Annotated in this window: 13 protein-coding genes; 12 read left to right on the forward strand and 1 reads right to left on the reverse strand. The window is 65.6% G+C overall.

Annotated features, from left to right (window positions below; all coding sequences use genetic code 11):
• The first annotated feature begins 8 nt into the window (after positions 1-8).
• From ccoO to ACAD63_RS07195, 6 genes are read left to right on the forward strand one after another with little or no spacing between them, the layout of a single operon-like run.
• Complete coding sequence (gene ccoO / locus ACAD63_RS07170) at positions 9-674, forward strand: cytochrome-c oxidase, cbb3-type subunit II (RefSeq protein WP_135705490.1); 666 nt, start codon at positions 9-11, stop codon at positions 672-674.
• 3 nt (positions 675-677) lie between these two features.
• The gene (locus tag ACAD63_RS07175; protein WP_010809472.1) at positions 678-842 is read left to right on the forward strand and encodes a cbb3-type cytochrome oxidase subunit 3; all 165 of its coding nucleotides are present in this window, start codon (positions 678-680) and stop codon (positions 840-842) included.
• 2 nt (positions 843-844) lie between these two features.
• Positions 845-1,762, forward strand: a complete 918-nt coding sequence (gene ccoP, locus ACAD63_RS07180) for a cytochrome-c oxidase, cbb3-type subunit III (protein ID WP_133096495.1) — start codon at positions 845-847, stop codon at positions 1,760-1,762.
• Positions 1,763-1,811: 49 nt separating this feature from the next.
• Positions 1,812-3,284 (forward strand): cytochrome c oxidase accessory protein CcoG, encoded by a 1,473-nt coding sequence (gene ccoG / locus ACAD63_RS07185; protein WP_133096494.1) that lies wholly within the window; start codon positions 1,812-1,814, stop codon positions 3,282-3,284.
• Positions 3,285-3,319: 35 nt separating this feature from the next.
• On the forward strand, positions 3,320-3,529 hold the full coding sequence (locus ACAD63_RS07190) for a hypothetical protein (protein WP_135706288.1): 210 nt from the start codon (positions 3,320-3,322) through the stop codon (positions 3,527-3,529).
• On the forward strand, positions 3,526-3,771 hold the full coding sequence (locus tag ACAD63_RS07195; RefSeq protein ID WP_029046193.1) for a hypothetical protein: 246 nt from the start codon (positions 3,526-3,528) through the stop codon (positions 3,769-3,771). The genes ACAD63_RS07190 and ACAD63_RS07195 overlap by 4 nt, the downstream gene beginning before the upstream one ends.
• Positions 3,772-3,831: 60 nt before the next feature.
• On the opposite strand, the gene fnr is transcribed toward ACAD63_RS07195, so the two are convergent.
• On the reverse strand, positions 3,832-4,557 hold the full coding sequence (gene fnr / locus ACAD63_RS07200; RefSeq protein WP_063238060.1) for a fumarate/nitrate reduction transcriptional regulator Fnr: 726 nt from the start codon (positions 4,555-4,557) through the stop codon (positions 3,832-3,834).
• A 77-nt stretch (positions 4,558-4,634) separates the two neighbouring features.
• On the opposite strand from fnr, the gene ACAD63_RS07205 reads away from it, so the two are divergent.
• From ACAD63_RS07205 to infB, 6 genes are all read left to right on the forward strand, one after another.
• On the forward strand, positions 4,635-5,396 hold the full coding sequence (locus ACAD63_RS07205) for a sulfite exporter TauE/SafE family protein (RefSeq protein WP_133096493.1): 762 nt from the start codon (positions 4,635-4,637) through the stop codon (positions 5,394-5,396).
• A gap of 557 nt (positions 5,397-5,953) precedes the next feature.
• The gene (gene scpB, locus ACAD63_RS07210; protein WP_434033642.1) at positions 5,954-6,820 is read left to right on the forward strand and encodes an SMC-Scp complex subunit ScpB; all 867 of its coding nucleotides are present in this window, start codon (positions 5,954-5,956) and stop codon (positions 6,818-6,820) included.
• A gap of 5 nt (positions 6,821-6,825) precedes the next feature.
• The gene (gene rluB / locus ACAD63_RS07215) at positions 6,826-8,709 is read left to right on the forward strand and encodes a 23S rRNA pseudouridine(2605) synthase RluB (protein ID WP_434033643.1); all 1,884 of its coding nucleotides are present in this window, start codon (positions 6,826-6,828) and stop codon (positions 8,707-8,709) included.
• A 302-nt stretch (positions 8,710-9,011) separates the two neighbouring features.
• Positions 9,012-9,500: a ribosome maturation factor RimP gene (gene rimP / locus ACAD63_RS07220; RefSeq protein ID WP_029046198.1), complete on the forward strand. Its 489-nt coding sequence runs from the start codon at positions 9,012-9,014 to the stop codon at positions 9,498-9,500.
• A complete protein-coding gene (gene nusA, locus ACAD63_RS07225; RefSeq protein ID WP_029046199.1) occupies positions 9,497-10,972 on the forward strand; it encodes a transcription termination factor NusA in 1,476 nt (491 codons plus the stop codon). The genes rimP and nusA overlap by 4 nt, the downstream gene beginning before the upstream one ends.
• A 93-nt stretch (positions 10,973-11,065) precedes the next feature.
• On the forward strand, positions 11,066-13,960 hold the full coding sequence (gene infB / locus ACAD63_RS07230; protein WP_133096490.1) for a translation initiation factor IF-2: 2,895 nt from the start codon (positions 11,066-11,068) through the stop codon (positions 13,958-13,960).
• Positions 13,961-13,971: the final 11 nt, after the last annotated feature.

Here is a 13,971-nt window from a genome sequence, read left to right on the forward strand (position 1 = left end):
ATAGAAAGATGTCGGAAAAACAAAGATTCTTTTCCCACGAAACGCTGGAGAAGAACATCGGCTGGCTGATCATCTGCACGATCCTCGTGGTCAGCATCGCGGGTCTGGTGCAGATCGTGCCGCTGTTCTTCCAGCACTCCACGACCAAGCCGGATCCGGGTATCACGCCGTATTCGCCGCTGCGGCTGATGGGCCGGGATATCTATATCCGCGAAGGCTGCGTCGGCTGCCACTCGCAGCAGGTGCGGACACTGCAGGCCGAAACCGAGCGTTACGGCCATTTCTCCACCGCGGGCGAGGCCGTCTACGATCACCCGTTCCTGTGGGGCTCGAAGCGTACCGGTCCCGACCTGGCACGCGTCGGCGGCCGCTACTCGGACGACTGGCAACGCATCCACCTGCGCAACCCGCGTGACGTGGTGCCCGAGTCGGTGATGCCTTCCTACCCGTGGCTGGAGAAGGCCGCGCTGCCGACCAACGATATCCAGGCGCGCATGCGGGCGCTGGCGAAGCTGGGCGTGCCATACACCGAGGCCGACATCGCCAAGGCGCCGGACGAGCTCCAGGGCAAGACCGAGGAAGACGCGCTGGTGGCTTACCTCCAGGCTCTGGGCACCAACCGCCGCAATGTCCGCGTGGACACCGCTGCAGCAGTTGCACCGGCGAAGGAGTAAGCCATGGCCATGATCACCGCTATTGCGACCGTCGTGTCGATGGTCGTCTTCCTTGGCATCTGCTGGTGGGCGTGGTCGGCCGGCCGGCAGGCCGCCAACCGGGAATCCGCCATGCTGCCGTTCGCGCTGCCTGACGAAACCACGACAACATCGAGCCGGAACACCTAGCCATGAGCGATTTCTTTTCCGATTTCTGGAGTTACTACATTGCCGCGATCGCGCTCGTCGGCATCGTCTGGTGCGTATGGCTGCTGTTCTCGCAACGCAAGATCACCAAGACCGCCAGCGGGGGCGACGACACCGGCCACGTCTGGGACGACGACCTGCGCGAACTGAACAACCCGCTGCCGCGCTGGTGGATGTGGATGTTCCTGCTGGCCTGTATCTTCGGCCTGGTCTACCTCGTGTTGTATCCGGGTCTGGGCAAGTACTCAGGCGTGCTGAAGTTCTCGACGCAGGGCGAACTGGCCGCGCATCGTGCCGCGCAGGAGCAGATGCAGAACGAGATCTATGCCAAGTACCTGAAGATGGATGTCAAGCAGGTGGCTGGAGATCCGCAGGCGCGCGAAATTGGCCAGCGGCTGTTCCTGAACTACTGCGCGCAATGCCATGGTTCGGATGCGCGCGGCAGCCGCGGCTTTCCCAACCTGACGGACGGCGACTGGCTGTATGGCGGCGAACCCGAGACCATCCAGCAGACCATTGCCAAGGGCCGCAATGGCGTGATGCCGCCGTTCGCATCCACCATCGACGGCAAGCTGGCAGGCGACGTGGCGCAGTATGTCCGCTCGCTGTCGGGGCTGTCTTCGGATCCCATCCGCGCCTCGCGTGGCGAGAGCACTTTCAAGTCGACCTGCGCGGCTTGCCACGGTGCCGGCGGCAAGGGCAACCAGGCACTGGGCGCGCCGAACCTGTCCGATAACGTGTGGCTGTATGGCAGTTCGGAAGGCAGCATCGTCGACGCCATCCTGAAGGGGCATAACAACCATATGCCGGCACATGAAGAGATCCTGACGCCAGAGCGGATCCGCATGCTGACGGCCTATGTCTGGGGTCTGTCGAATACCGGCGGGGGTGCCGGCCAATGACAGGCGACTCATCTGAGCGGGCGCGGGCCGCCCGCAGGAGAAACCATCCATGAACGCACCCGGGACCGAAGAAATGGCCCGGGCGGCCGACCGCCAGCGGTCGGCCGCTGCGCCTGCCGAGACCTCGGATGAAACGCTGTACGAGGTCCGCCGCAAGATCTATCCGCGCTCCGTTACGGGCGCTTTCTCCAGTTGGCGCGTCTGGCTGGTCCTCTTCACGCAGCTGATCTACTACGGCACGCCCTGGCTCCAGTGGAACGGACGCCAGGCCGTGCTGTTCGACCTTGGCGAACGCAAGTTCTACATCTTCGGGCTGGTGTTGTGGCCTCAGGATGTCATCTATCTCGCCGTGCTGCTGGTCATCTCGGCGCTGGCGCTGTTCCTGTTCACGGCGATCGCCGGGCGGCTGTTCTGCGGTTACGCCTGTCCACAGACGGTCTATACCGAGATCTTCATGTGGATCGAGCGGCGGATCGAAGGCGACCGGATCGCCCGCATCCGTCTCGACGGCGACCCCTGGAGCCTGCGCAAACTGCGTATCAAGGCCACCAAGCACTTCCTGTGGGTACTGATCGCGCTGTGGACCGGCTTCACCTTCATCGGCTACTTCGCGCCGATCCGTGAGCTGGGTGGCGAGCTGGCGAGCCTGTCGCTGGGCCCGTGGCAGACGTTCTGGATGCTGTTCTATGCGTTCGCCACCTGGGGCAACGCTGGCTTCATGCGCGAGCAGGTGTGCAAGTACATGTGCCCGTATGCGCGTTTCCAGAGCGTGATGGTCGACCGCGACACCTACGTCGTGACCTACGACGTCGGCCGGGGCGAGCCGCGCGGCAGCCGTTCGCGCAAGACCGACCATCGCCAGGCGGGCCTGGGCGATTGCGTCAACTGCAGCATCTGCGTGCAGGTGTGCCCGACCGGCATCGATATCCGCGATGGCCTGCAGTATGAATGCATCGGCTGCGGCGCGTGCATCGACGCCTGCAACCAGGTCATGGACAAGATGTCCTACCCGCGCGGGCTGATCCGATACACCTCGGAGAATGCCATGCGCAAGGCGCTGTCCGCGGCAGCATCGCGCAAGCGCCTGCTGCGTCCGCGTGTCATCATCTATTCCGTGATCTGGGTCGCGCTGCTCGCTGGCTTTGTGGCTTCGATCGCGCTGCGCACGCCGCTGAAGGTGGACATCATCCGCGACCGCGGCGCGCTGGGCCGGGAGGTCGAAGGCCGCTGGATCGAGAATGTGTATCGCCTGCAGCTGATCAACACGACCGAGGGGCCGATGCATATCAGCGTGCGAGCCGACAGCGACGAGCTGAAGCACCTGACGGTCGAATATGACAAGCAGGCCGAATCGCTGGCGCCGACCTCGAACCGGCTGTTGCCGATCCGCATACGCGTGCCGATCGAAGACGCGGCGCAGGGTACGCACAAGATCAGCGTGACGGTGACCAGCGAAGGATCGGAGCAGGGCAACGCCGAGATCCGGCAGAGCACCAGCTTTATCGTGCCGCGCGACCTGTGACGCCAGGCGCTCGGTGCAGAACTCAAGGGGGCATGATGAATCAGCAAGGCAATCCGTGGTGGAAAGAGCCGTGGCCGTGGCTGTTGATGAGCGGCCCGCTGGTCGCGATGGTGGCGTGCGGCGTCACCATCTGGCTTGCGTCGGCGCATCCTGACGTGCCGGTGCAGGGCGCAGCGCGCCATGGACTGGTGGTCGAGAAGGCCGAGGCGGTGCGGCCTCAGCCGAGCGCAGCGAGGCAGCCATGAGGTTGCGCTGGCTGATGTGGGTCTTGTGGCCCGGGTTCCTGATGGCGGGCTTCGCCACCGCGACGGTGTTCTCGGTCGTGGACCCCGGTGATCTGAAGTTCTTCGGGCATCCGATCGAGGCGTCGCGCGAATCGATCTACACGATGAGCTTCCTGCTAGCGTGGATCTTCTGCGCGCTGTCCAGCGGGTTGACGCTGTACACGATGCCGACGCGGCTCAGCGATACCGACGAGTTGGAGTGAATGCCGATGCCTGCGCCGCCCCGCGCGGCGCAGGCGCAAAGCGGCGGGTGGTGGGAAGGGTCAGCAGCTACGGCTGTAGAGCTGCTTGATGCCGGCGAGATCCACCAGCTTGACGTGGCGCTGGCGAATCTGGATCAGGCCGGCCTCAGCGAAACGCGAGAACAGGCGGCTGACGGTTTCCAGCTTCAGGCCCAGGTAGCTGCCGATTTCCTCGCGGCTCATGCGCATCACGAATTCGGTCGACGAGTAGCCGCGCGCCGACAGGCGCTCAGACAGGTTGATCAGGAAAGCGGCCAGGCGTTCTTCGGCGCGCATCGAACCGAGTGTCACCAGCATCATCTGGTCGTGCGTGATTTCCTTGCCCATCAGCCGCAGGAACTGATGCTGCAGCGAAGGCAGGTCTGCAGACAGCGTCTGCAGGTCCCCAAGGCGGACTACACAGACCTCGGTATCTTCCAGCGCGGTGGCGTCCGAGGCATGCTGCATCTCACCGAGGCCGTCGAGGCCGACGATTTCGCCTGGCAGGTGGAAACCGGTAATCTGTGAACGGCCGTCTTCGGTCGTGACATGGGTCTTCAGCGTGCCGAAGCGAACGGCGTAAACCGCGGTGAGGGGATCGCCCATGCGATACAAGGTCTCACCCTTATGGACCCGGATGCGTTCCTGCACCAGCGTGTCCATCTTGGTGAGGTCTTGCTGGGACATGCCAACCGGAAGGCACAGTTGCCCCATCGCGCAAGTGGAGCAACGAGGCGACATCTCAGTGATTGGAATGGAGGTGAGCAATTGGAACCTGCAAGAGTGGATGCGAGGGCGCGACCCCGCCATTTTACCGTGCGATGTGATGAGGCAGGGAGTCAGATTTGCCATTTGGTGTGCTAATTAGCGTTTTTATGCTGGCATTGCTGGGCGGCGTGCACTGCGCGGCAATGTGTGGCGGCATCGCACTGGCGGTTGAACAGCCGCGTGGCGGCGTCGCGGCCCTGACCTTCGTGCGTAGCCGCGCTGCCTGGGCCGGCGAGTTGCTGGCAATGCACCTGGGCAGGATTTCGACCTATGTGCTGCTTGGCGCGCTGTTGGGCGCGATTGGCGCCGGCGCGTGGAAGCAGGACTACCTGCCGTTGCAGCGCTGGTTGTTTGGTGCCGGCAGTGCCATGCTGCTGTGGTCGGGCTGGCGCGTGCTGCGCGGCAATGCCTTTACCGTCGCGTGGCTCGAGCGGCTGGCGGTGCGGGCAGGCAGCGTGCTGGCGCGGCAGCTTGGGCGGCTGGGCGGCGGCGCCATGCCCACCTTCGTGCGTGCGCATGGGGGGCTTGCCAGGCGCTATGGTGTTGGCCTGGCGTGGGGGCTGGTGCCGTGCGGCATGGTCTATGGAGCGCTGACGCTGGCGCTGCTCGCCGGCAATGCCGGTTCCGGTGCGCTGGTGATGGGTGTGTTTGGCATCGGTACGCTGCCCAACCTGCTGGTGCTGTCGGGGCTGTCCGGCTACCTGCGCAGCCTGTCGCGGCGGCGCGCGGTGCGCGTGGGCGCGGGCGTGGCGGTCATGGTGTTCGGGGCCCTTGGTCTGGCGCGCGCGGTGTTGTTGCCACATTCGCTGGCAGAGCAGGGTTTCTGCCTGGTCTTTTGAGACGTATGCGGCGCTCGGCGCGTCGGATGGTGGTTGCGGGCGAGGGCGGGAATGCCATACAATCGCCAGCATTGCGGTATCGCGCGGTGTTTTGTAAGCAGCGGCGAGCAGCGCCAGCGGCCTTCCTGCCAGAAGGTGCGCCCAGGGCGGCGGGGAGTGTTGGTAGTTCGATTCCTGGCCCGTCCCGCGGTCCATCCGGTTCAAATGATCTGGTTCAAAAGCCCGGCTGGCACTGCGGTGTTGGAGATGCCGGCCTTGCTCCCGATACCCGTTTTTCTTGCGTCCGAGGCGTTCAGTTCGCCGACAGCGGCGTCCGTTGTGCGGACGCGCCACGCAAGAGGTTCGCTGACCGGCCCATGGCGGCATGCGAACGATCTCCTGCCGGAGTGACCCGGCAACTCGATGCAAAGAAAGGGAAGTGCACGGCTTGGATGCAGCAGGCATCCGGGTGAGCTGCGCAATGAGATGGCGATGGCATTGGCATCGCTGTATCCAAAATCTCCGGTGCCCCGGATCCGTCCGGGAGCAGGTGCAAAGACAGGCTGCACACCATCAACATGAATACCCAAGAGGCGAAGATCGTCCTCGAGACGGCGCTGATCTGCGCGCAGGAGCCTTTGCGCGTCAATGATCTGCGACGGTTGTTCGCCGACGACGTCGGCGCGGACACCGTCCGCGTGCTGCTGGAGGAACTGCGCCAGGACTGGCGCCCGCGCGGCGTGGAGCTTGTGTCGCTGGCCAGCGGCTGGCGCTTCCAGAGCCGCCCCGAGATGCGTGAATACCTTGATCGCCTGAATCCGGAAAAGCCGCCGAAATACTCGCGCGCCGTGATGGAGACGCTGGCGATCATCGCTTATCGCCAGCCGGTGACGCGTGGCGATATCGAGGAAATCCGCGGCGTGACGGTCAGCACGGAAGTCATCAAGAAGCTGGAAGACCGCAGCTGGATCGAGGTGATCGGGCACCGCGACGTGCCGGGGCGTCCGGCCCTGTATGCCACCACCAAGGCGTTCCTGGACGACCTCGGGCTGCGCACGCTGGACGAGCTGCCCCCGCTCGAGGATGCCCAGGCGCAGGCGCAGGCAACGCTGCTGGACCAGCAGGCCATCGATTTCGAGGCGCTGGCGGCAGGCAAGCCTGGCAGTGCCGATGAAGAGGCGTTTGCCGAGCCGGCCCGGCCCGAGGCATCCGCCGCAGGCGAGCCCGAAGCCACGGACGCCGGCCAGGCGTCCGCCGACGGCGCAGTCGCCAACGGATTCGACCTGCAGCCGCACCAGCATGGGGCGGAGGAACTGGGTGCCGAAGGCGAACCAACCGAGCTGGGCAATCCTGCCGATTCCGATCCGGACGGGGCACGGGCTGAACTGCCGGAAGACGGCGCCTCGCCGCACCCGAGCGAGCACGACGAACGCGTGCCGAACTGAACAACATGCAACATCCGATAGTGAATATCTTGTCTGATTCCGTTGAGCAAGACACCCGCCATGCGGGCGCACCCGCCGATTCCGGCGCCGCCGAACCCGGATCGGGCAGCGAAGCCGCGCCCCGCCGCAAGGGGCTGCGCCGCGGGCTGAGGAACCTGGTGGCGTCGCGCCGCCAGGCCACGCAAGATCGCGATGCCGGCCGCGCCGAAGGCGCCGAGGCCGGTATGCCCGGCGACGCCGCGGAAGCGGCCCCGGCGCCAGCGGCGGCCGGCGGGCGCGGTGCCCAGCGCGGCCGCGGCAAGCGCAAGCCGGCTCAGGGCGATGGCGGCCAGTCGGCGCAGGCCCCGGCCGACAAGGCGCACAAGGCGCACAAGGCTGAAAGCGGCGAGAAAGCCGAAAGAGCCGAGAGGGCGGACAAGGGTGAGCAGGCGCCCCGCAAGCGCAAGCCGAACCCGCGCAGCGGCAAGTCAGCCGCTCCGGCCGAGGGCCAGGGCGCTGCCGGCCGGCAGCCGCAGGGCCGCCGCAAGGAGGGTGCCAAGCCGCAGGGCCAGCGCAAGGGCCAGGGCCAGGGTGGTGGCGACAAGGCCGCGGCCAGCAGCGAGGACCTGTTCCGCTTCGTGATTTCCGAGCAGTACGACAAGGAAGACACGGTCATCCCGCGCACCAAGGCGAAGCCGGTGCGTGAGCTGTCGGCCGAGGACGACGCCCCGAAGCTGCACAAGGTGCTGGCCGAAGGCGGCCTGGGCTCGCGCCGCGAAATGGAAGAGCTGATCCTGCAGGGACGGGTCTCGGTCAACGGGCTGCCGGCGCATATCGGCCAGCGCATCCTGCCGGCCGACCAGGTGCGCGTCAACGGCAAGCTGATTCACCGCAAGGTCTCGACCAAGCCGCCGCGCGTGCTGCTGTACCACAAGCCGGCCGGCGAAATCGTCAGCCAGTCGGACCCGGAAGGCCGTCCGACCGTGTTCGACAGCCTGCCGCGCATCAAGTCCGGCAAGTGGGTCGCCATTGGCCGGCTGGACTTCAATACCGAGGGCCTGCTGATCTTCACCACCTCGGGCGATATCGCCAACCGCTTCATGCACCCGCGCTACGGCGTCGAACGTGAATACGCGGTGCGCACGCTGGGCGAGCTGGCCGAAGCCGACCGCCAGCGCCTGCTGCACGGCATCAAGCTGGACGACGGCGAGGCCAACTTCCTGCGCATCGCGGACGGCGGCGGCGAGGGCGTCAACCAGTGGTACCACGTGGCGCTGACCGAAGGCCGCAACCGCGAAGTGCGGCGCATGTTCGAGGCGGTCGGCCTGACCGTGTCGCGCCTGATCCGTACGCGCTACGGGCAGTTCCTGCTTCCGCGCGGCCTCAAGCGCGGCCGCTGGCAGGAGGTCGAGCCCAATGACGTCAAGGCGCTGATGACCGCCGTCGGCCTGAAGGTGCCAGGCAAGGGCGAGCAGTCCGGCAAGGGCGCGACCAAGGTCGGGGGGCGCAAGCAGCGTACCGAAGCGGCGATTGCCGGCATGCCGATGCATACCGGCATGGACGGCCTGCCGCGCTACGAGCAGGGCGGTGCGCGGGGCGGCAGCCGCGGCGGCCAGCCGGATCCGATGAAGACGTCGATGGGCTACATCAGCCACGGCCCCACGCTGCTGACCTCGCACGCGGCCAACCTTGGCGGCGGCCGCGGCACCGGCGCGCGCCAGGCGCGTGGTGGCGGTGGCGCCGGGCTTGGCGGGCAAGGCAAGCCGCAGCGTCGTGGCGGCGGCGAGGCGAACGGAAACGTCATGCCGAAGGCGGCGAAGGCAGGCGGAAATCGCGGCCAGCGTGGCGGCGGCGGCGGTGGTGGCAATCGCGGAGGCAGCCGCGGGGGCAATCGCGGCGGCAATCGCTGAGTGCCTGATGCCGCGCACGGCGGGGTGACGACCCGCCGGCGCGGCGCGTAATCCGCGAGTATGTCTGGCTTTTGCCTTTTCGACATAATCCGCGTATAATTCAAGTCTATTCAAAAAGCCATCCTCGCCGAGGGTGGGCGAATGATGGGCATTGCGCCCATTTTTTTTTGGTTCGCCCGAATTCGGTCCCGCGCCCCGGCGCGTGCGGGATGGCGGACAGGCAGCACTGCAGCAGGGTCGTCCCGGACGGCAGCGGCGGGTTTGCCTGCCAACGGTGTTGATGGCCATTACTCGGGATAACAGTGCATCTGGCAGATTTGATCGAAACCACCCTTAACGGCATGGGATATGAGCTGGTTGAGCTCGAGCGTGCCCCGGCCGGATTGCTGCGTGTCTATATCGATCAGCCTGAAACCGGCATCGCCATCGAGGATTGTGAAAAGGTGAGCCGCCAGCTCACCCACGTGTTCACGGTCGAGAACGTCGACTACGAACGCCTCGAGGTCTCGTCGCCCGGACTGGACCGGCCGCTGAAGAAGCTGGCCGACTACGTCCGCTTTGCCGGCGCCGAGGCGCGCGTGACGCTGCGCCTGCCGGTGAACGGGCAGAAGAACTTCACGGGCATCCTGCGCGAACCGGCCGGCGAGGCTGGCGCGGAGAAGGTCGGCCTGGAGTTCGAGGGCAAGGATGGCCCGGCACTGCTGGAATTTGCCGTATCCGATGTCGACAAGGCACGCCTGGTGCCGGTATTCGACTTCAAAGGAAATCAAAGAAAAGGGAACAAGCAATGAGCCGCGAAGTTCTGTTGCTCGTCGATGCGCTTGCGCGTGAGAAGAACGTCGACAAGGATGTGGTATTCGGTGCCCTGGAGGCGGCGCTCGCCTCGGCCACCAAGAAGCGTTTCGAAGAAGACGTGGATATCCGGGTCGCGATCGATCGCGAGTCGGGCGAGCATGAAACCTTCCGCCGCTGGCTGGTCGTTCCCGACGAGCAGGGCCTGCAGGAGCCGGACAAGCAAATCCTTCTGTTCGAAGCCCGCGATGAGAACCCCAGCCTTGAGCTTGGCGACTACATCGAGCAGCAGATCGAGTCGGTCGAGTTCGGCCGTATCGGCGCGCAGGCCGCCAAGCAGGTGATCCTGCAGCGCATCCGCGACGCCGAGCGCGAGCAGATCCTGAACGACTACCTGGATCGCGGCGAGAAGATCATGACCGGCACGGTCAAGCGCGCCGACAAGAAGGGCCTGATCGTGGAATCCGGCCGCGTCGAAGCGCTGCTGGCCCGCGACCAGATCATCCCGAAGGAAAACCTGCGCACCGGCGATCGCGTGCGTGCCTATATCCTGAACGTGGACCGCGCCGCGCGCGGCCCGCAGATCGAGTTGTCGCGCACGGCCCCCGAGTTCCTGATCAAGCTCTTCGAAAACGAAGTGCCGGAAATGGAGCAGGGCCTGCTGGAAATCAAGGCCGCCGCGCGTGATCCGGGCGTGCGTGCCAAGATCGCGGTGGTGGCGCATGACAAGCGCATCGACCCGATCGGCACCTGCGTGGGCGTGCGCGGTACGCGCGTGACCGCGGTGCGCAACGAGATCGGCGGCGAGGCCGTGGATATCGTGCTGTGGTCGGAAGACCCGGCGCAGTTTGTGATCGGCGCACTGGCACCTGCGCAAGTGCAGTCGATCGTGGTCGATGAAGAGAAGCACAGCATGGACGTGGTGGTCGACGAGGAAAACCTCGCCGTCGCCATCGGCCGCAGTGGTCAGAACGTACGCCTGGCGTCCGAGCTGACCGGCTGGCAGATCAACATCATGACGCAGGAAGAATCGGCGCAGAAGCAGGCCGAAGAGAGCGATGTCGTGCGCAAGCTGTTCATGTCCAAGCTGGACGTGGATGAGGAAGTGGCAGACATCCTGATCGAGGAAGGCTTCTCCACGCTGGAAGAAGTGGCCTATGTCCCCATCAGTGAAATGATGGAGATCGAGGCCTTTGACGAAGACACCGTCAACGAGCTGCGCAACCGCGCGCGTGATGCGCTCCTGACGATGGAACTGGCCCGGGAAGAAAAGGTGGAAGAGGTGTCGCAGGATCTGCGCTCGCTCGACGGCCTGAACCCGGAACTGATCGGCAAGCTGGCCGAAGGTGATATCCACACGCGTGACGACCTGGCCGAACTGGCCGTCGACGAACTGGTCGAGATGACCGGCGTCACCGAGGAAGAAGCCAAGGCGCTGATCATGAAAGCACGGGAACATTGGTTCAACTGAGGGACACGGGGCCGGGCTGGCCAATACCAGCCCGGGCGCGCTTTCCGCATACGATTTGTCCCGACGAAGACACCAAGCATTGAAAGGGTTTGAATGGCAAGCACAACAGTTGCCCAACTGGCCGCAGAACTGAGTCGCAGCGCAGCTGCCCTGCTGGAACAATTGCAGGCGGCTGGGGTGGGCAAAGCTGCGCCAGAAGACATCATCACGGAATCGGATAAGACCAGGCTGCTGGACTATCTGAAGCGTTCGCACGGCCAGGCCGACGACAGCTCCCGGAAGAAGATCACGCTGACGAAGCGCGAGACGTCCGAGATCCGCCAGTCGGATGGCGCCGGCAAGACCCGCACGGTCCAGGTCGAAGTGCGCAAGAAGCGCGTCCTGATCAAGCGCGACGAAGCCCACCCCGAGGCGCACGCTGATACGGCCGAGGCTCAGCCCCCGGTTGTCGACACGGCCGAGCAGGCACGCCGCGAAGAGGAAGAACGACGCCAGGCCGAACTGCTGGCGCGCCAGGAAGCCGAAGCCAAGGCCGCCCGCGAGGCTGCCGAGCGCGAGGAAGCCGAGCGCCGTGCCCGCCAGGAAGCCCTGGAAGCGGAACAGCGCCGCCAGGCCGAACTCGCCGCCAAGAAGGCGGAGGAAGAGGCTGCGGCGTCGCGTGCCGTGACCGAGGCTGCGGAAGACTCCTCGCGCAAGAAGGCCGAGGACGAGAAGGCCCGTGTGGCCGCCGAGCGCGCCGAGGCCCAGAAGGCCGCCGACGAGGCCAAGGCTGCCGCCGACAAGGCCCGTGCCGAACAAGAGATTGCCGCACGCAAGCGCCGCGAGGCTGCCGAAGCCGAAGCCCGCGCCATCCAGCAGATGCTGAATGCGCCGGCTCGCGTGTTGAAGGCGCCGTCCGAGCGCAAGGCCGAAGAAAAGAAGGCCGAGCAGACCGGCACGCTGCACAAGCCGGTCAAGCCGGCTTCCGCGACCGCGACCGAAGCCAAGGCTGGCGACAAGAAGCCCGCCACCACGGCCACGACCACCACCACCGCCGACAAGAAGGGCAAGGTGGGTAAGCCTGGCACGTGGCAGGACGAAGGCAGCCGCAAGAAGGGCGGTGGCCTGAAGACGCGCGGCGATTCGTCGGGCGGCGTGGGCGGCTGGCGCGGTGGCCCGCGTGGCCGCGGCGGCCGTCAGCAGCAGCATGACGACAGCCGCAGCAGCTTCCAGGCGCCGACCGAACCGGTGGTGCGTGAAGTGCACGTGCCGGAAACCATCTCGGTGGCGGATCTCGCCCACAAGATGGCCGTGAAGGCGTCCGAGGTCATCAAGCAGATGATGAAGCTCGGCCAGATGGTGACGATCAACCAGGTGCTGGACCAGGAAACCGCCATGATCGTGGTGGAAGAAATGGGCCACAAGGCGTTCGCCGCCAAGCTGGACGATCCGGAAGCGCTGCTGGTGGTGGACGGTGAAGAGCACACCGACGCCGAACTGCTGCCGCGTCCGCCGGTGGTGACCGTGATGGGTCACGTCGACCACGGCAAGACCTCGCTGCTGGACTACATCCGCCGCACCAAGGTTGCCGCGGGCGAAGCCGGCGGCATTACGCAGCACATCGGTGCCTACCACGTGGAAACCGACCGCGGCGTGATCACCTTCCTGGACACCCCGGGTCACGAGGCCTTTACGGCCATGCGTGCCCGCGGTGCCAAGGCGACCGACATCGTGATCCTGGTGGTCGCGGCCGACGACGGCGTGATGCCGCAGACCAAGGAAGCGATTGCGCACGCCAAGGCTGCCGGCGTGCCCATCGTGGTGGCGATCAACAAGATCGACAAGCCCGAAGCCAACCCGGACCGCGTCAAGCAGGAACTGGTGGCCGAGCAGGTGGTGCCGGAAGAATACGGCGGCGATTCGCCGTTCGTGCCGGTGTCCGCCAAGGCCGGTACCGGTATCGAAGACCTGCTGGAGCAGGTGTCGCTGCAAGCTGAAGTGCTGGAACTGAAGGCGCCGGTCGACGCCCCGGCCAAGGGCCTGGTGGTGGAAGCCCAGCTCGACAAGGGCAAGGGCCCGATCGCTACCATCCTGGTCAGCAGCGGCACGCTCAAGCGTGGCGACGTGGTCCTGGCTGGCAGCGCCTATGGCCGCGTGCGTGCCATGCTGGACGAGAACGGCAAGCCGACCAAGGAAGCCGGCCCGTCGATCCCGGTGGAAATCCAGGGCCTGTCGGAAGTGCCTGCCGCCGGCGAGGAAGTGCTGGTGCTGCCGGACGAGCGCAAGGCGCGCGAAATCGCGCTGTTCCGCCAGGGCAAGTTCCGCGACGTGAAGCTGGCCAAGCAACAGGCCGCCAAGCTGGAGAACATGCTCGAGCAGATGACGGAAGGCGAAGTGCAAACGCTGCCGCTGATCGTCAAGGCCGACGTGCAGGGTTCGCAGGAAGCGCTGGTGCAATCGCTGCAGAAGCTGTCGACCGCCGAAGTGCGCGTGCAGATCGTGCACGGCGGCGTGGGTGGCATCTCCGAGTCCGACGTCAACCTGGCGACGGCCTCGAAGGCGGTCATCATCGGCTTCAACGTGCGTGCCGACGCTGGCGCGCGCAAGCTGGCCGAGCACAACGGCATCGATATCCGCTACTACAACATCATTTACGATGCGGTAGACGAGATCAAGGCGGCGATGTCGGGCATGCTGGCGCCGGAGAAGCGCGAGACCACGACCGGCACGGTCGAGGTGCGCCAGGTCTTCCGCGTGCCGAAGGTCGGTGCGGTGGCGGGCTGTATGGTCACCGACGGCGTGGTCAAGCGGAGTTCGCTGGTGCGCGTGCTGCGCAACAACGTGGTCATCTTCAGCGGCGAGCTCGATTCGCTGAAGCGCTTCAAGGACGACGTCAAGGAAGTGAAGCAAGGCTTCGAGTGCGGTCTGTCGATCAAGAACTTCAACGATGTTCAGGAAGGCGACCAGCTCGAAGTGTACGAAATCACCGAGGTGGCGCGTACGCTGTAAGCGTCGCAAGC

Source organism: Cupriavidus sp. a3, from assembly GCF_051015765.1.
Classification (GTDB): Bacteria; Pseudomonadota; Gammaproteobacteria; order Burkholderiales; family Burkholderiaceae; genus Cupriavidus; species Cupriavidus oxalaticus_A.